The sequence below is a fragment of the Bradyrhizobium sp. UFLA05-125 genome, from assembly GCF_059803515.1.
On sequence record NZ_JBANBJ010000004.1, the window covers coordinates 89,198 to 106,752 of the forward strand.

Genomic DNA, 17,555 nt, shown 5'->3' on the forward strand with positions numbered 1-17,555 from the left:
TACTGGCAGAGCGTGAGGTATCAAGCCCCGCCACCGAGCTTCGGTGCGTGGGGCTTTTTGTATTGGCGGAACGGCGGTGCTGCGCCGCGTACCGCTGTCATTCCCCGTGACCCGGCTACGCCAAGGCTTCGCCGGGGCGTGAGATCTTGGCTCGCCGAAGCTTCAGCGTAGGCGGCAAGCGGGGAATCCAGTACGCCGCGGCTTGTCCGTATCCGTCGCTGTCTCTGATCGCCCGATCAAGTCGGGCGATGACAGTCGAAAATGCGGCTCGCGATTCGCCCTTCGGCAGTGTGGTTACGCAGCCTTCTTCAGCACCGAAACGAAGAACCCGTCCGTGCCCGTACGCCTGGGCGTCAACAACCAGCCCTCGGACGTCCTGAGCGCGGCCCGCGCAAAGTCCTCCGCCTTGTCCCAGAGCACGCTCGCGGTCTGCTCACTCGGCACGACCGAGAATTCCGGATGTCGCGCCACGAACGCCCTCACCTGCTCACCGTTCTCCTCCGCCAGCACCGAACAGGTGATGTAGGCGATGCGGCCGCCCGGCTTCACCAGCGGCACGGCGCGCGCGAGTACCTCGGCCTGGTCCCTCAGCCGGATCTCCAGGGCGCCCGGGCGCATGCGCCATTTGGCGTCGGGGTTGCGGCGCCAGGTCCCGGTTCCCGTACAGGGGGCGTCGATCACGACGAGGTCCGCGGTGCTGCGGATGTCGGCGAGCGGATCTGCCTCGCCCTTGGGCGTGCGGATCTCCGCGTTGTGGACGCCTGCGCGCGACAGCCGCTCATGGATCGGGGCGAGCTGGCGCTTGTCGCGGTCGGTCGCGATCAGGCGACCCTTGCCCTGCATGAGGGCCGCCAGCGCCAGCGTCTTGCCGCCGGCGCCGGCGCACAGATCGATCACCTGCTCGCCGGGCTTTGCGGCCGTGAACATGGCCGCAAGCTGCGAGCCTTCATCCTGCACTTCAATGGCGCCCTTGATGAAATCCTCTTCCGACTGGATGCCGGGATTGCGCGCGTCGGCGCCAAGCTCGATGCGCAGCCCGTTCGGCGACCACGGCGTCGGCTGCGCCTTCAGATGAAATAATCGGCCGAGAACCTTGTCACGACTGCCTTTCAGCGTGTTGACGCGCAGATCCAGCGGCGCGCGGCTTGCCATCGCAGTCGCTTCCGCTGCCCGATCCTCACCAAAGACTTTGGCAAGGTACGGATCGAGCCAGTCGGGATAGTCGCCGGCAACCGCAGCCGGTGCGTCCTCGAGGGAACGCGATGCCAGCGCAGCCTGCTCGGCGTCGCTCAACGGCTCCGGCGCATAGCGGTTGCCGTCGAACATCGCGGCCATGGTCGGCGTGTCCATGTCGCGCTCCAGGCGCAGCATGCCGATCACGCGGGCGCGCGAGGTGTCGGAATCCATGAGATACGCGCTGGAGGCGTAGCGGCGCAGCACGTCCCAGACGAGGCCGGCGATCGCCGCGCGGTCGCCGGAGCCGGCGAAGCGATGCGCGGTGCCCCACTCCTTCAGCGCCTTCGCCGCGGGCACGCGGTCTTTCTCGATGGTGTCGATCAGTTCGATGGCCGCGGACAGCCGGGCAGCAGGGGTCATTTGAATCTTTCAAATCAGATCTGAAATCAGATCAGCAACAGAATCTTCAGCGCGAAGTAGATCCACATCGCGAGCAGCACAAGCATGCCGGCGAGCCAGACGGTCGAGCGCCGGCCGAGATCGTTCGAGTTGACGAAGACGCCGGCATGGGCGAACCGCACCACCACGAACACCCAGGACATCAGCACGATGAACAGATCGGCATGGCGCAGCGGCAGCGCCAGCGCGATCAGCACGTAGAACAGCACCGGCAGTTCGAACTGGTTGGCAAAGCAATTGGCGATCTGCGTGGCGCGCTTCGGCCAGTTCGGCTCGCCGAGCGCGATGTCGCGGATCTTGGTCTCCCCGGAGACCAGTGTCTCGCGCCGCGCCAGCGCCATCCAGATCAGGAGCGCGAAAGTCAGCGCGACCTGAGCGAAGACCGGCAGCAAAACCATTTGTACGGACATCGGAATCCTTCCGCTTGATGCGGTGGGCGAGACCGTCATTAGCCGCCACCGCTGGCCCTGACAATCAACGACTTGAACCGCCGTTCCCGCATCTGCGCCCAACTATCGGTAGTTGAAGCGATTTTGGCCTTTTCCTCCTGCGCGACCCGCGAATGTGACCGTCATGGTTCCGACGTCTGTCGAAGCTAGAATGGCGCCATGTCCGAATTCCGCCTGACGCAGATCTCAGACACGCATCTCGGCCGCCGCTTCCCGGGCCTCATCGCGAACTTCCATCGCGTCGCCGAGCACATCGACGCCGCGCGGCCTGATCTCGTCATCAACACCGGCGACGTCTCCTTCGACGGACCGACCAGCCGCGACGACATGGAGTTCGCAAAGACCCTGCACGACGCCCTGCCCGTGGCGTGCCGCTATCTGCCGGGCAATCACGACATCGGCGACAACCCGACCGCGGTCGGGCCCGCACCCGCGCCTCCGGTAGACGAAGCGCACCGCCGGCAATTCCGCGCCGTCTTCGGCCACGACCATTGGCAGTTCGAGGCGGCAGGCTGGTGTTTTATCGGCCTCAACTCGCTCGTGATGAATTCGGGACTTGGGTTCGAGCCCGAGCAGTTCGACTGGCTCGCCTCGCAATTGTCGCGCGCAAACGGCAAGCCGATCGCGCTGTTCGTGCACAAGCCGCTGTTCCTGAACAGACCCGACGATCCTGAGACCGTCGATACCGCGATCCGCTACGTGCCCCAACCGGCGCGGCAGCGCCTGATCGAAATGATGGCGCGCGCTGACCTCCGCCTCGTTGCGAGCGGCCACGTCCATCAGCGGCGCGACTTCACCTATGGCCACACAAGGCATGTCTGGGCGCCCTCTGCCGGCTTCGTCATCTCCAGCGATACGCGTCAGGTGCGGATCGGGACCAAGGAGACCGGTCTCGTCGAATACCGCTTCCAGCCCGACAGCTTTGAGGTCCGGCACGTCAGGGCCGCCGGGCAGGTCGATGTCGACATCGAGGAATTGCTGGCGCAGATGGGCCAGCCTCATCCTTAGGCGCCTTTCCCTACTTTGATACCGCAATGCCTCACGTTCGTGACGCGACGATCGAAAACTCCTAATGACAACGTTGTCATTTCCGTCATATCGTCGTCACCGGCGATTGAGCGCCGCGAGACGGAGTGACAATGCAATCGTTTTCCCGGTGGGGCGCCCAGCGCCTTTCTGCGACCACGAGGGGCATCCCCCTGGTCGACGGCCTCGCCACCGAGGAGATCGGAAGCCAGGGCTGGCGGCCCTCCCGCGGCGACCTCGCACTCCCCGCCCTCACCCTGGATGATGCGGCCTTTGCCACCAACCGCGACCTCTTCCTGCGCTGGTGCAGTGGCGCCGGCGTTGCCGTTGCCCCGCACGCCAAGACGCCGATGTCGCCGGAGCTTGCCCGCTCGCTGCGCGATGCCGGTGCCTGGGGCACGACGGTCGCCAACATCCAGCAGGCCGCCGTGCTGCTCGCCCATGGCGAACGGCGCCTGCTGCTCGCAAACGAGATCGGCGGCCTTGCCGCCGGGCGGCGGCTCGGCGCGCTGCTGAGCGCTTATCCAGACGTTGAGTTTCATGCCTTCGCGGACTCGCCCGCTGCGGTCGCTTCGCTAGCCGAAGCCGCGCATCTGTCGGGCCGCAGCGACATATCCGTGCTGGTCGAGCTCGGCGCGGGCCGCGCCGGCGCGCGCGACCAGGCAGCGGTCGAGGCTGTGATCGCGGCGGTGCTCGCTGCGAAGCGCCTCTCGCTCGGCGGCGTTGCCACCTACGAAGGCGCAGTCGCCACGCCGGACACCGAGGAAACCGCGCAAGCCATCGCGAGGCTGATGGCACGCACGATCGAAGCCTTTGCGCTGGTACGGAACGCCGCTCCGTCGCGGTCGCTGATCCTCAGCGCCGGCGGCTCTGCTTATTTCGATGTCGTCGCAGCAGCGCTCGTACCGGTCGCGCAGCGCGACGGCAACGCCAGCATCGTCCTGCGCTCCGGTGCGCTGTTCTTCGGAGATCACGGCATCTATGCGCGCGCCTTCGCAGAAGTAGACCGGCGCGGTGGCCTCGTCATCGACGGCGTGCGCCGCTTCGCAGCAGAAAGCTTTCGCCCTGCCCTCACACTCTGGGCCGAGGTGCTGTCGCGTCCCGAGGCCGGGCTCGCGATCTGCGGCTTCGGGATGCGCGATACCTCCTTCGATCAGGGCCTTCCGGTCGCGCTCCGCGTCTACCGCGATGGCGTGGAGCAGCGAAGCCTTGCTGAGGGGCTCTCCGTCACCCGGCTCAACGACCAGCACGCCTTCGTCGCCCTCGCTGAAGACAACCCGCTCGCCGTTGGCGACATCCTCGCCCTCGGCATCTCGCATCCCTGCACCTGTCTCGACCGCTGGCGCGTGATCTATGGCCTCGATGCAGGCGGCACCGTCACGCGTGCGCTCACCACGCAGTTCGGCTGAGCGGCACATGAACTTCCTTCCGCTTTGGCGCTATCAGAACCAGTTGATCGACGGGGCGATCGTCACGCTCGAACTGACCGTGATATCGGCGCTGTTCGGGCTGTTGATCGGCGTTGCCGGCGCCGTCGCACTGAAGGGCCGCGTGAAATCGCTGCGCTGGCTGGTGCGCGGTTACATCGAGCTGTTCCGGAACACGCCCTCGCTGATCCAGGTCTTCATCGTCTTCTTCGTGCTACCGACCTTCGGCCTGAAGCTGCCGGCGTTCGAGGCCGCGTCGGTGGCCCTGTCGCTCTATTTCGGCGCCTATTCGGTCGAGATCATCCGTGCAGGCCTCGATTCCATTCCGAAGAGCCAGGTCGAGGCCGGCCACTGCCTCGGCCTGTCCGGCTGGCAGGTGTTTCGCCACATCGTGCTGCCGCCGGCGCTGCGCAATGCGTATCCGGCCATCACCAGCCAGTTCGTGCTGCTGCTGCTCGGAACCTCCCTCGCCTCGCAGGTCGCTGCCGATGAGCTGTTTCACGTCGCAGGCTTCATCGAGAGCCGCACCTATCGCAGCTTCGAGGTCTATGCGGTGATCTGCATCGTCTATTTCGCGATGGCGATGTCGTTCAAGGCACTGTTCGCGCTTGTTGGCGCGGCCGCCTTCCGCTGGCCACGGCGGCGCTGAGGGAAAAGCGATGCGATCCTTCTCCCTCATCGATCTCATCTCACTCGTTGCAGCGCTGCGCTGGACCGTCGTGCTCGTCGTGCTCGCGCTCGCCTTCGGCGCGCCGCTGGCGCTCGGGCTTGCCATGGGCCGCATCAGCCGCTTTGCCGGCCTGCGCTGGACGATGGCCGCGACCATCCAGGTGATCCAGAGCGTGCCGCTGCTCGGCCTGCTGTTCTTCTTTTATTTCGGCATGCCGGTGTTCCTTGGCATCCAGGTGCCCGCACTCGTTGCGGTCACCGTCGCCTATACGCTCTACACGGCCGCGTTCCTCGGCGAGATCTGGCGCGGTGGGCTCGAGGCCGTGAAGCAGGCGCAATGGGAAGCAGGCGCGTGCTTGGGACTGTCGTTCTGGCAGCAATTCCGCCACATCATCGCGCCGCAGGCGCTGCGGCTGTCGCTGCCGCCGACCGTCGGCTTCCTGGTGCAGCTCATCAAGGGCACCTCGCTCGCCTCGATCCTCGGCTTCGTCGAGCTCGCCCGCGCCGGGCAAGTGGTGAGCGCGGCGACGTTCCAGCCGCTCCTCACCTACGCGCTCGTCGCCGCGATCTATTTCGCGCTCTGCCTGCCCCTCACGCTCTGGTCACGCTCCCTGGAGGCCCGCCTCGATGGCTCTCGTTGAAATCCGCGACGTGCACAAGAAGTTCGGTCGGGTCGACGTGCTCAGGGGCGTGTCGCTCGAGGTCGAGGAAGGCGAGATCGTCACGATCATCGGCCGCTCCGGCTCCGGCAAGTCGACGCTGCTCCGCTGCATCAATGCGCTGGAGAGCGTCGATGCCGGCGAAATTCGCGTCGAAGGGCAAAAGGTCCACGCCGGGATGCCCGACCTCAAGAAATTCCGCCAGCACGTCGGCATCGTGTTCCAGGCCTTCAACCTGTTTCCGCATCTGAAGGTCGAGCGCAACATCACGCTCGCACCACTCCTGACCGGCCGCATCGACAAATCGAAGGCCCGCGCGTTGGCCCTTGACGTGCTCACCCGGGTCGGTCTTGCCGACAAGATCGATGCCTGGCCGGAGCAGCTCTCCGGCGGCCAGCAGCAGCGCGTCGCGATCGCCCGCTGCCTCGCCATGGCCCCGCACCTCATGCTGTTCGACGAGGTCACCTCGGCGCTCGATCCCGAGCTCGTCGGCGAGGTGCTGAAGGTGATGGAGGCGATGGCCAAGCAGGGCATGACGATGATCCTCGTCACCCACGAGATGGGGTTTGCCCGCAACGTCGCCGACCGCATCGTCTTCATGCATCAGGGTCGCGTCTGGGAACAGGGCCCGCCGGCAAAGCTGTTCGCAAACCCCGAGACGTCAGAGCTCGCAAGCTTCATCGCATCGGCGAAATGAGCGTCGTCCCACCAATCCGGCCATCGTGCCGCCACCAGGAGAGAGTCATGAGAAAGCGGAAGTCCCTCTTCACGATCGCAGCAGCGGCGCTTGCCGTCCTTGCCGCAACAAGCCTCGCCAAGGCCGACAAGCTTCAGGACGTGCTCGGCGCGGGCAAGCTCCGCGTCGGCATCCTCACCGACGCCGCGCCCTGGGGTTTCAAGGACGACAAGGGCGAGATCGCGGGGCTTGATGCCGACCTCGCCAAGCTGATCGCTGCCGACATGGGCGTGAAGCTCGAGCTCGTCCCGGTGACGGGCGCGGCGCGCATCCCGAGCCTCTTGTCCGACAAGATCGATCTCCTCATCGCCGGTCTCGGCGCCACGCCGGAACGCGCGCAGCAGGTGATGTTCTCGCAGCCCTATGCGGTGGTGAATCTCGGTGTCTACGGCGCCAAGTCCATTCCGGCGGCAACAAGCAAGAAGCCGGACAATCTGGAGGGGCGCACCGTTGCGGTCGCCAAGGGCACGACGCTCGACGTCTGGCTCACCGACAACGCGCCGAAGGTGAAGCTGGTCCGTTTCGAGGACACGCCGGCTGCCATCGCCGCCTTCCTCGCCGGACAAGCCGATACCTTTGCCGAGAACAGCGCGATCGCGATCAAGGTGCAGGAGCAGAACCCGACCAAGGAGGTCGAGCTGAAATTCCTGATCCGGCAGTCGCCGGCCCATGTCGGCGTGCGCCAGGGCGAGCAGAACCTGCTCAACTGGATCAACACCGACATCTTCACCAACAAGCTCAACGGCAAGCTCGGCGCGCTGCAGCTCAAATGGTTCAAGGAAGAGCAGACGCTCCCGACCCTGTAATTCAGACAAAGCTCCCGCGCCGTGCGCGGGAGCACATCTTCACGAGGAGAATTTTCAGATGATCAAACGTTACGTCGTCGGCTCGCGCATGAGCCAGGCCGTCGCTGCCGGCGGCCTGGTGCACATCGCCGGCCAGGTCGCCGATGACCGCAAGGCAGGCATCGTGTCGCAGACCCAGCAGGTGCTCGCCAAGATCGACGCGCTGTTGAAGGAAGCCGGCTCCGACCGCTCCAAGCTCGTGGCGGTCAACGTCTTCCTGCCACACATCATTGATTTCGACACCATGAACTCGGTCTACGACGCCTGGATCGATCCGGCCAACCCGCCGGCGCGCGCCTGCGTCGAAGCCCGCCTCGCCGATCCCGACCTGCGCGTCGAGATGACCGCGGTCGCCTTGCTCTAGAGGCACCGCTCTTTCTTCCAACCTTCGGCCGGCGTCGGCGACGGCACGGCCCTGAGGCCATCCATGCATACCGGACTTTTTCACGAGATCGATTTCGAGAAGGACCAGAAATGGTCCGGCCATCTCGGCATTCCCTTCTCGATCGATCGCTCCCCCTACTTCCAGCTCAAGATCCCGATCTTCCGGATCAGGAACGGCGCCGGCCCAAAGCTACTTTTGATGGCCGGTAATCATGGCGACGAATATGAAGGCGAGATCACGCTGACGCGGCTCTATCGCCGGCTCGATCGTGCCGCCATCAAGGGTGAGATCACAATTCTGCCCTTCGCCAACCTGCCCGCCGTGATGGCGGCGCGCCGGCGCTCGCCGCTCGACGAGGGCAATCTCAACCGCGCCTTTCCGGGCGATGCCGGCGGCACGCCAACCTTTCGCCTGGCCCACTTCCTCGAGCACGAGCTGTTTCCGCGCCACGACGTCGTCTTCGACATCCATTCCGGCGGCACCTCCATGGCGCATGTGCCCTGCGCGCTGATCGAGCGCCAGGGACCACCCGAAATGTTCGGCCACGCGCTTCGCCTGATGGAAGGGTTAGGGATGCCCTTTGCCTTCGTCGCCGAAAATGGCGCCGCCGCGCCGACCTCGATGGCGGCGGCGGCGCGCGCCGGCGCCATCGGGCTGTCAGGTGAGTTCGGCGGCGGCGGCACCGTCACACCGCAGACCATGGCGTTCACCGCGCGCGCCGTCGATCGGCTGCTGCTCGCGCTCGGCATCGTGCAGGCACCGGTGCTCGGACCTCACGCGCCGGTCGAGCGCGATACCGAATTGCTGGCCCTGCAAAGCCACGCGCAAGCGGTGTTCGCGACCCGGCGCGGCTGGTTCGAGCCGGCCGTTTCGGTCGGCGCACTCGTCAAGGCCGGCGACATCGCCGGCTGGTATCATGATTTCGAGCGCCCTGAAGTGCCCGAAGAGGTGTTGCGCTTCCCCGCCGACGGCATCGTGATCTCGCAGCGCCTGCACACCGACAGCCAGAGCGGTGATTGCCTGGTCCAGGTCGGCCGCGCCCTCACACGCGAGGAGGTGCTGGCGCGCTGAGCTTTGGCGACGACACTTGCTTCAACCACCCTAGGGATTCGATGACCGCTCCGGCAACGGCGACCTACGATGACGTACTGCGCATTCCGGCGCCGCCCGGCCGCGGCGCTGCGGGTGGACGGCCGCCGCGCATCGAGGAGGTGGCGGAGCGCGCAGGTGTCGCGCCGATCACGGTATCGCGGGTGCTGCGTCATCCCGAGAAGGTCAATCGCGAGACGCGCGAGCGCATTCTCGAGGTGATCGAGGCGACCGGATATGCGTCGAACCCGCATGCCCGCGCGCTGCGCTCGGGCCGGTCGAACGTGGTGGTCGCCTTCGTCTCCAACATCCTGAGCCAGCAGTTCGGGCTCGCCGTGCGCAGCTTCGCGGGCACGCTGGAGCCGGAGGGTTTTGAGGTGCTTGTCGGCCAGACCTCCTACTCCTATGCCAAGGAGGTCGCGATGATCCAGTCGCTGCGCGGCATCCGTCCCGCGGCGGTGATGTTCACCGGCGTGATCGAGCTTCAGGAGAACCGCGCGGCGCTCGCCGAGCTCGGCATCCCCGTGCTCGAGACCTGGGCGTTTCCGCGCGATCCCATCGACATGCTGGTTGGCCTCTCCAACACCGATGCCGGCGCTATGGCGGCACGGCGACTGGCGGACGCCGGTCATCGCCGCGTCGCCTTCATCGGACGCAGCGGCGGCCGCGGTGCGCTCCGCCGCGACGGGTTTCGCGCGGCGGCAGCGAGGCTGGGCCTCGAAATCGTCCAGGAGATCAGCCTCGGTGAGATCACGGGCCTGGTCGATGGCCGCGCTGCCTTCACCACCCTGCTCGACAGCAGCGTGAGCGTTGACGCCGTGTTTTGTGCCAACGATCTGCTGGCGACCGGTGCGCTGATCGAGGCGCGATCGCGCGGCCTGACGGTGCCCCGCGATCTCGCTGTGCTCGGCTTCGGCGACAACGACGTGGCGAACCAGATCACGCCTGGCCTCACCACCATCACCTTCGATGCCGCCGCGATCGGCCGCATCGCAGGCGAGCTCTTGCTGGCCCGCCTGTCCGGCGCGCCGAGCGCCGAGCCGCGACGCGCGGTCGAGCTGTCCTTGGTCGAACGCGGCAGCGTCTAACGCTTACGCGACGTCCCTCAGATCCTGCTGGATCGCGGCCAGGAGCGATTGCAGGGCGTCGCTGTTCACGGGCTTTGCGCTCGCGGCCACCCGCGGTGCGGGGCGCTTGGGGAAGACCGGCCGGGCTGGAAATGGCGACGAAGCCGGCGCTGCGGCTGCCGTGCTTTCGGGCTCATCGTCGCTGTGAACGAACTTGCCGTGCAGCACGTCGTCGTGACGGCCCATGATGAACATGGTCGCCCAATAGCCGGCGGCCAGCAGAATTACGCTGAAAATACCAATCTCTAACATCATCACACCTGAAATATGCGCGATGATTCAATGCCTTCCCCGGCCCGTCAATGAACGGAGGGTCATACCCTCGGCTTTTACGGGCCGGTGTTGCCGATCGGCGACTCTTTATTAACCATTGCCGACCCCCGAAGGGGCCGGCAATTGGCGCATCAGGCGTTGTCCGGCCCGACCCGGACGAGTTGCTTGCCGAAATTGGCGCCCTTCAGGAGGCCCATGAAAGCGCCGGGCGCGCTGTCCAAGCCCTCCGTGACGAACTCCTTGTACTTGACCTTGCCCTCGCGCACCCAAGCGGACATGTCGCGCAGGAAGTCGCCGTGGCGAGCGGCGAAGTCACTGACGATGAAGCCGCGGAAGGTCAGCCGCTTGGTCAGGATCGCACGCATCATGCTGCCTGCCCATTTCGGCGGCTTGGCCTCGGTGTCGTTGTAATGCGCGATCAGGCCGCAGACCGGCACGCGCGCGAAGGCATTGAGTTGCGGGAAGACCGCCTCGAACACCGCGCCGCCGACATTCTCGAAATAGACGTCGATCCCCTTCGGGCAGGCGTCCTTCAGCTTGGCTGCGAGATCGGGATCGCGGTGATCGATGCAGGCATCGAAGCCGAGCTCTTTGACCACGTAATCGCACTTGTCCTTGCCGCCTGCGATGCCGACCGCTCGCGCACCCTTGATCTTCGCGATCTGGCCGACGGCCGAACCCACCGCGCCCGAGGCACCGGCCACGACGACGGTCTCGCCGGCTTGCGGCTTGCCGATATCAAGCAAGCCTGTGTAGGCCGTCATGCCGGGCATGCCGAGCACGCCGATCGAGGTCGAGATCGGCGCCAGCTTCGGATCGACCTTGATCAGTCCCTTGCCGTTCGAGACCGCATGCGTGAGCCAGCCCGCGCGCGTGCGCACGATGTCGCCCTTGGAAAAATCGGCATTGTTGGAGGCCATGACCTCGCTGACCGTCTCGCCCTCCATCACGCCGCCGATCGGCACCGGCGCGGCATAGGACGGGCCTTCGCTCATGCGCCCGCGCATATAGGGATCGAGCGACAGCCAGATCGTCCGCAACAGCACCTCGCCCGCGCCTGGCGTTGGGACTGCGAATTCCTCGATGCGGAAATCGGACGGCTTGGGCTCGCCAACGGGACGCGCGGCGAGAACGATGCGTTTGCCTTGGGACATGATGGCTTCCTCCTGATTGTCTTTCGACGCGAACGGAAGCGGAGCAAGCGAGGCACGTCAACACAAAAGGAGTAGAGCACGGTTGCGCTGCCCCTTCGCTTCTCTCGTGTCCCGGACGCGCTGCAGCGCTCTTGCGCTGCTGCGCAGAGCCGGGACCCAGATGGCCACGAGCGACCAAGCGGAAAGATGGGCCCCGGCTCTGCAACGCATCGTCGAAGAGACGCTGCGCTTTGTCCGGGGCACGAGAGCGAGCTAGCCCCCGCCCGGATAGTTCGGGGCTTCGCGCGTGATGGTCACGTCGTGGACGTGGCTTTCGCGCAGGCCCGCGCCGGTGATGCGGACGAAACGCGCCTTGGCATGCAGCTCGTTGATGTCGCGCGCGCCGACATAACCCATCGCGGCACGTAGGCCGCCGGCGAGCTGATGCATGACGTTGCCGACCGGACCCTTGTACGGCACCTGGCCCTCGATGCCTTCAGGCACGAGTTTGAGCGTGTCCTTGATGTCCTGCTGGAAGTAGCGGTCGGCCGAACCGCGCGCCATCGCGCCAACCGAGCCCATGCCACGATAGGCCTTGTAGGAGCGGCCCTGCCACAGGAAGACTTCGCCTGGCGTTTCATCAGTGCCGGCAAGCAGCGAGCCGACCATGGCAATGTCGGCACCGGCCGCCAACGCCTTGGCGAGGTCGCCGGAGAACTTGATGCCACCGTCGGCGATCACGGGAATGTCCGCCTTCTTCGCCGCTTCCACCACATCCATGATCGCGGTGAGCTGCGGCACGCCGACGCCGGCGACGATCCGCGTGGTGCAGATCGAGCCCGGGCCGATGCCGACCTTGATGCAGTCCGCGCCCGCATCGATCAGCGCCTGCGCACCGTCTTCGGTCGCAACGTTACCGGCGACGACCTGAACCGAGTTGGACAGGCGCTTGATGCGGTTGACGGCGTGGAGCACGTGACGGGAATGGCCGTGCGCGGTGTCGACGACGACGAGATCGACGCCGGCGTCGATCAGCCGCTCGGTACGCTCGAAGCCGGTATCGCCGACGGTGGTGGCGGCGGCGACCCGCAGGCGGCCCTGCGCGTCCTTGCAGGCGAGCGGATGGGCGACCGCCTTCTCCATGTCCTTCACGGTGATCAGGCCAACGCAGCGATACTGGTCGTCGACGACGAGCAGCTTTTCGATGCGATGCTTGTGCAGCATCCGCCTCGCTTCGTCCTGGCTGACATTCTCGCGCACAGTGACGAGATTTTCGTGCGTCATCAGCTCGGAGACTTTTTGCCGGCGATCGGTCGCAAAACGCACGTCACGATTGGTGAGGATGCCGACCAGCTTGCCCGGCGTGGTCTTGCCCGCGCCGGTGACGACGGGAATGCCGGAGATGCCGTGATCGCTCATCAGCTTGAGCGCGTCGTCCAGCGTGGCATCGGGGCTGATGGTGAGCGGGTTCACCACCATGCCCGACTCGTATCGCTTGACCTGCCGCACCTGGGCGGCCTGCCCTTCGGGATCGAAATTGCGGTGGATGACGCCGAGGCCGCCGGCCTGCGCCATGGCGATCGCCATGCGGGCCTCGGTGACCGTATCCATGGCGGAAGCCATGATCGGGATGTTGAGCGGAATGGCGCGGGTGACGCGGGAGCGGATGTCGACCTCGGATGGAAGCACGTCCGAGAGGCCCGGCTTCAACAGCACGTCGTCGAACGTAAAGGCTTCGCGGATGCCTTGAAGTTGCACCGTGGCCATCTGCCAACTCCTTCCTGCGGCCGTGCCGCAAATGCTTATGGATGAGCGCCGCCCTCGGCGTACCTTGCGGCAGCACCGTCGAATCGGAGCCCATCGGTGGGGTTGACGCCGGTCGATAGCACGGCCGGGTGACGAATCAAAGCAATTCGGCCCGATTGCCAGCCATGCACAGGCTTTTTTGCCTCTTTAGCGCCGATAACCCGGCGGCGGGCCGTGCTGGCGGATCGCGTCCACGACCTCCCGATGCCGCCGGTCCTCCCGCTTCATGTGCACCGCGATGATCGCATGCGCCGACGGGACCAGCAGCAAAATGTGAAAAATCAGGCCGAAAATCACGCAAACCACGCACAGGACGAGGTTGAAGATCGCCGAGAATGGTTGCCCGTTCAGGAGCAGCCCGATCGGCGGCAGAAGCGCGGCAAGGATGTAGATCATTCGCGGGATCTCCGGCACCCGGTGCCATCCTGGACACACAGTCGGGGTCGCACCGTCACGCAGGATTTAGGTGCTATGCGCGGTTCCGCAATGGTCTCGGGGCCGCGACGGTGTTAAGCCGCATTGCTCGCCTCTTCCTTCTGATTTCCATTAAATATCGGTGATGTCGGTCAACAAGCAACGCGTGATCCCGCTGATCGTGGCGACCGCCCTGTTCATGGAAAACATGGACTCGACGGTGATCGCGACCTCCCTGCCCGCGATCGCTGCCGACATCGGCACCAGCCCGCTGACGCTGAAGCTCGCGATCACCTCCTATTTGCTCTCGCTGGCGGTCTTCATCCCCGCGAGCGGCTGGACTGCCGACCGATTTGGCGCCCGGCTGGTGTTTGCGATTGCCGTCGGAGTCTTCATGGTCGGCTCGGTCGGCTGCGCGCTGTCGGGCTCGGTAGCCGACTTCGTGTTCGCGCGTATCCTTCAGGGCATGGGCGGCGCCATGATGACGCCGGTCGGACGGCTCGTGCTGCTGCGCTCGATCGACAAGAGCGAGCTCGTCAACGCCATGGCCTGGGTCACCGTACCTGCACTGATCGGTCCCGTAGTCGGCCCGCCGCTCGGCGGTTTCATCACCACCTATGCGTCGTGGCACTGGATTTTCCTGATCAACCTGCCGATCGGTCTGCTCGGCATCTTCATGGCGCTGCGCTACATCGATCCCATCAAGAGCGAGGCCCAGGAGCCGTTCGATCTCAAGGGCATGATGCTCGCGGGCATCGGGCTTGCCGGCATCGCCTTCGGCCTGTCGGTCGCCGGCCTCAATCTGCTGCCCTGGAGCACCGTGCTCGCGCTGGTCGCGGGCGGCGCGATCTCGATGACGCTCTACGTCGTGCATGCGCGGAAAACCGGATCGCCGGTGCTGGACTTTTCGCTGCTGAACCTCGCGACGCTGCGCGCGGCCGTCATCGGCGGCTTCATGTTCCGGCTCGGCATCGGCGCACTGCCATTCCTGCTGCCGCTGCTGATGCAGATTGGCTTCGGGCTGACGCCGTTCCATTCGGGCCTCGTGACCTTCGCCTCCTCGCTTGGCGCGATGGGCATGAAGGCGCTGGCCGCGCGCCTCATCCACACCTTCGGCTTTCGTAACCTGATGACGATGAACGCGATCATCAGCGCGTTCTTCCTCGGCGTGTGTGCTCTGTTCACTGTTACGACCCCGCTGCTCATCATCATGGTCATCCTGGTGGTCGGCGGTTTCTTCCGCTCATTGGAGTTCACCGCGATCAACACGGTTGCCTATGCGGAAGTCGAGGCACCGCAGATGAGCCGCGCCACGACGCTCGTCAGCGTCAACCAGCAACTCGCGGTCTCCGCAGGAGTCGCGGTCGGCGCCTTCTCGGTCGAATCGACGATGTGGTGGCGCCACGTCGCCGAGATCGACGCCACCGTGTTCGGGCCCGCTTTCATCGTGGTGGGGCTGACCTCGGCCGCGTCGGCCTGGTTCTTCTGGCAGATGCCTCGCGATGCCGGCCACGAGATCTCAGGCCGCAAGGCGGTGGAGATCGCCAGCCGCAAGGGCGCAGCCAAGAGCGCGGCGAGCGCCGCCGTCAAGGTGGCGACGGAGGATACCCAGGACATGCGGGATCAGCGGCTGGGTTAGTGCCTCAGCTCGTCATTGCGAGCGTAGCGAAGCAATCCAGCCTCGGATAAAGTTCTGGATTGGTTCGCTACGCTCGCAATGACGGAGCTTGTGGGGCCACAAGCCGCCCCCTCGCAAAAAGCCGGAAAACAACCCCATGCAAAGTAGCGGGGAGCGCGGAGATGACACATTGCGCGTTTTCCGAAATCGCTTGACGCGTCGGGCAAATCACCAGCAATATGCGATCGTGGCGCAATTCGCGAAAGTCTATCGGCCCCCGCCCGAAACTAGCGTGCGCGTACGCTCATAAAACGGGATGCTTGGTGCCGACGCACCTGATGTACGCTTGTTGCGGCGTGATAGCGGCAACTTCTACCAAGTACGTTGCAAAAACCTCCACGCAGGCGCGACGGCAAATCTGATAGCAGGGATCGATATGCTGCCAACCAACAACCCCATGATCCCCGAGAGGACGGTTTCGACGGTCCATTTCGCCACCACGGCAACGGACGGCAACGCGTCACCTGCAGCTTCGGCAGCGGATCCGATGGTGCGGCCGATGAAGTGCACATCGTATGCCTCCAATCCGTGGACAATAATGCTGCCGCCCACCCAGATCATGGCCGCCGTGCCAACAGCGCCGAGAAACACCAGAAACCCGGGCATACCGCGAACGAGCGCGCGTCCGAATGCGCGGCTCGTCGCACCGCCAATTGAATTTCCATTGTGCTTTGCAAGAGCGACGCCAACGTCGTCGGCCTTCACGATCAAGGCGACCACGCCGTAGACCGCGATGGTGATGCCGATTCCGACGACCGCCAATACCAGCGACTGCATCCAGAAACTCGCATCGGGAACAGCCGCCAACGTAATCGCCATGATCTCCGCAGAGAGGATGAAGTCGGTTTTGACGGCGCTGGCGACTTTCTCGTCTTCGAGTGCTTGCGCGTTCATCCCAACTATGCGCGCCTGTGCTTCATAATTGTGCGTCTCATGAGACGCGAAGGCTTCCGCGACCTTTTCGGTTCCTTCGTAGCAGAGATAGACCCCGCCCAGCATGAGGAGCGGTGTCAGTATCCCCGGCAGAAAGTAGCTGATGGCCATGATCGCTGGAAGCAAGACGAAAAGCTTGTTCCGAAGCGAGCCGGCCGCAATTCTGGTTACGATTGGCAATTCCCGCTCGGCCGAGAATCCGAATACATATCGCGGTGTAACGGCTGTATCATCGATCACGACAGCGGCCGCTTTGGCACCCGCTCTGGTAGCTTGAGCCGCCACATCGTCTAGAGACGCAGCTGCCACCTTCGCGATCGCGGCGACGTCGTCGAGCAACCCTAGCAGCCCGACGCTCATCGCAAGTCCTTCTGTGGCTCGCAGTCAGCAATCCCAAGCCCGCGCTGCACGTGAGCCGATCGTGTTGTCGGTGGCAACTAGTCAGCCCCTTCATCAGGAATATTCAATACCGTGCCGCAGGCCTTGCAATGCACGGCATCGATATCATGGCGCTGCAGGCCGCAAACCGGGCACGGGAAACGCACCTTTGCGGGCGCCAACAATGCTTTGGCAAGATTCAAAAAAAGCGTCACGCCGAAGATCATTATAACAACAGTTATCAGGCGACCAATCGTTCCTGGCAAGGTGATGTCACCAAAGCCGGTCGTCGTCAGCGCCGTGACAGTGAAGTAGAGTGCATCAGCATAATTAGCGATCTGCATGTTGTGAGATTTCTGGGTCTCGTAGACTACTCCCGTCATCACGAAAATGAACACGGCGAGCTTTGCGACGGCAAAGACGACTTCCTCGTTTTGCCGAAAGAAGGAACTGTCGGAGCGGAGCCGCGCCACCATCCGAACGTCGCGAAGCAATCGCAAGGTTCGAAGCGTCCGCAGGAAACCGCCAGCTTCTCCCGCAAACGGCGCAAGAAAGGAAATGATCACGACGATATCCGTCCATGTTGACAGACGGACGAATTCCTGGAGCGGATGCCGGCTGATAATCAACCGCGCCGAGAAATCAGAAAGAATCAAGACACCGAACACCAGGTCGATCGATTCGATAGCCCTGCTGCGAGGCAGGAACGACGTCACAATGATAAACGACACCGTGACGACATCGAGCAGGAGCAGGGCGTACCTGAACCGCACCCCGCCGGAAGAGTCGCCCTCATATAGTTGCCGAATCCCGCTCTTCAGTAACTCGAATGGGCTGGCGACAGTGTCAAGCAACCCATCCTTGTCTGGGGTTTGAGGAAGCGCCATCGCCGA

Annotated in this window: 18 protein-coding genes; 10 read left to right on the forward strand and 8 right to left on the reverse strand. The window is 64.6% G+C overall.

The window, feature by feature from the left end; genetic code table 11:
* Positions 1–294: 294 nt before the first annotated feature.
* Positions 295–1,596, reverse strand: a complete 1,302-nt coding sequence (locus tag SO156_RS06805; RefSeq protein ID WP_498534284.1) for an RsmB/NOP family class I SAM-dependent RNA methyltransferase — start codon at positions 1,594–1,596, stop codon at positions 295–297.
* Between the two features lie 26 nt (positions 1,597–1,622).
* Positions 1,623–2,045 (reverse strand): MAPEG family protein, encoded by a 423-nt coding sequence (locus SO156_RS06810; RefSeq protein ID WP_498534285.1) that lies wholly within the window; start codon positions 2,043–2,045, stop codon positions 1,623–1,625.
* A 198-nt stretch (positions 2,046–2,243) separates the two neighbouring features.
* On the opposite strand from SO156_RS06810, the gene SO156_RS06815 reads away from it, so the two are divergent.
* The 9 genes from SO156_RS06815 (at position 2,244) to SO156_RS06855 (ending at position 10,008) form a co-directional block, all read left to right on the forward strand.
* Positions 2,244–3,092: a metallophosphoesterase family protein gene (locus tag SO156_RS06815; protein ID WP_498534286.1), complete on the forward strand. Its 849-nt coding sequence runs from the start codon at positions 2,244–2,246 to the stop codon at positions 3,090–3,092.
* A gap of 131 nt (positions 3,093–3,223) precedes the next feature.
* Entirely contained in the window at positions 3,224–4,519 is a 1,296-nt protein-coding gene (locus SO156_RS06820; protein WP_498534287.1) for an alanine racemase, read from the forward strand.
* Between the two features lie 7 nt (positions 4,520–4,526).
* Entirely contained in the window at positions 4,527–5,186 is a 660-nt protein-coding gene (locus tag SO156_RS06825; RefSeq protein ID WP_498534288.1) for an amino acid ABC transporter permease, read from the forward strand.
* A 10-nt stretch (positions 5,187–5,196) separates the two neighbouring features.
* On the forward strand, positions 5,197–5,847 hold the full coding sequence (locus SO156_RS06830; protein ID WP_498534289.1) for an amino acid ABC transporter permease: 651 nt from the start codon (positions 5,197–5,199) through the stop codon (positions 5,845–5,847).
* A complete protein-coding gene (locus SO156_RS06835; RefSeq protein WP_458143550.1) occupies positions 5,834–6,562 on the forward strand; it encodes an amino acid ABC transporter ATP-binding protein in 729 nt (242 codons plus the stop codon). Before SO156_RS06830 ends, SO156_RS06835 begins: the two co-directional genes overlap by 14 nt.
* A 47-nt stretch (positions 6,563–6,609) precedes the next feature.
* On the forward strand, positions 6,610–7,407 hold the full coding sequence (locus SO156_RS06840; protein ID WP_498534290.1) for a transporter substrate-binding domain-containing protein: 798 nt from the start codon (positions 6,610–6,612) through the stop codon (positions 7,405–7,407).
* A 58-nt stretch (positions 7,408–7,465) separates the two neighbouring features.
* On the forward strand, positions 7,466–7,810 hold the full coding sequence (locus tag SO156_RS06845) for a RidA family protein (RefSeq protein ID WP_458143546.1): 345 nt from the start codon (positions 7,466–7,468) through the stop codon (positions 7,808–7,810).
* A gap of 63 nt (positions 7,811–7,873) precedes the next feature.
* Positions 7,874–8,902, forward strand: a complete 1,029-nt coding sequence (locus SO156_RS06850; protein WP_498534291.1) for a succinylglutamate desuccinylase/aspartoacylase family protein — start codon at positions 7,874–7,876, stop codon at positions 8,900–8,902.
* A 41-nt stretch (positions 8,903–8,943) separates the two neighbouring features.
* Positions 8,944–10,008, forward strand: coding sequence for a LacI family DNA-binding transcriptional regulator (locus SO156_RS06855; protein WP_498534292.1), 1,065 nt, complete (start codon positions 8,944–8,946; stop codon positions 10,006–10,008).
* Positions 10,009–10,011: 3 nt separating this feature from the next.
* Here the strand turns inward: SO156_RS06855 and SO156_RS06860 are convergent, their stop codons facing one another.
* The 4 genes from SO156_RS06860 to SO156_RS06875 form a co-directional block, all read right to left on the reverse strand.
* Positions 10,012–10,299, reverse strand: a complete 288-nt coding sequence (locus SO156_RS06860) for a hypothetical protein (RefSeq protein WP_458143540.1) — start codon at positions 10,297–10,299, stop codon at positions 10,012–10,014.
* A 152-nt stretch (positions 10,300–10,451) separates the two neighbouring features.
* On the reverse strand, positions 10,452–11,474 hold the full coding sequence (gene curA, locus SO156_RS06865) for an NADPH-dependent curcumin/dihydrocurcumin reductase (protein WP_458143538.1): 1,023 nt from the start codon (positions 11,472–11,474) through the stop codon (positions 10,452–10,454).
* A gap of 252 nt (positions 11,475–11,726) precedes the next feature.
* The gene (gene guaB / locus SO156_RS06870) at positions 11,727–13,220 is read right to left on the reverse strand and encodes an IMP dehydrogenase (protein WP_458143536.1); all 1,494 of its coding nucleotides are present in this window, start codon (positions 13,218–13,220) and stop codon (positions 11,727–11,729) included.
* 186 nt (positions 13,221–13,406) lie between these two features.
* Positions 13,407–13,655 carry a hypothetical protein gene (locus SO156_RS06875; RefSeq protein WP_458143534.1) on the reverse strand — a complete coding sequence of 83 codons (249 nt, stop codon included), beginning with the start codon at positions 13,653–13,655 and terminating at the stop codon, positions 13,407–13,409.
* 163 nt (positions 13,656–13,818) lie between these two features.
* Between SO156_RS06875 and SO156_RS06880 the strand changes: the two genes are divergently transcribed.
* A complete protein-coding gene (locus SO156_RS06880) occupies positions 13,819–15,312 on the forward strand; it encodes an MFS transporter (RefSeq protein WP_458143532.1) in 1,494 nt (497 codons plus the stop codon).
* A 351-nt stretch (positions 15,313–15,663) separates the two neighbouring features.
* On the opposite strand, the gene SO156_RS06885 is transcribed toward SO156_RS06880, so the two are convergent.
* On the reverse strand, positions 15,664–16,644 hold the full coding sequence (locus SO156_RS06885; RefSeq protein ID WP_498534293.1) for a DUF808 domain-containing protein: 981 nt from the start codon (positions 16,642–16,644) through the stop codon (positions 15,664–15,666).
* Between the two features lie 77 nt (positions 16,645–16,721).
* Entirely contained in the window at positions 16,722–17,549 is an 828-nt protein-coding gene (locus SO156_RS06890; protein WP_498534294.1) for a potassium channel family protein, read from the reverse strand.
* Positions 17,550–17,555: the final 6 nt, after the last annotated feature.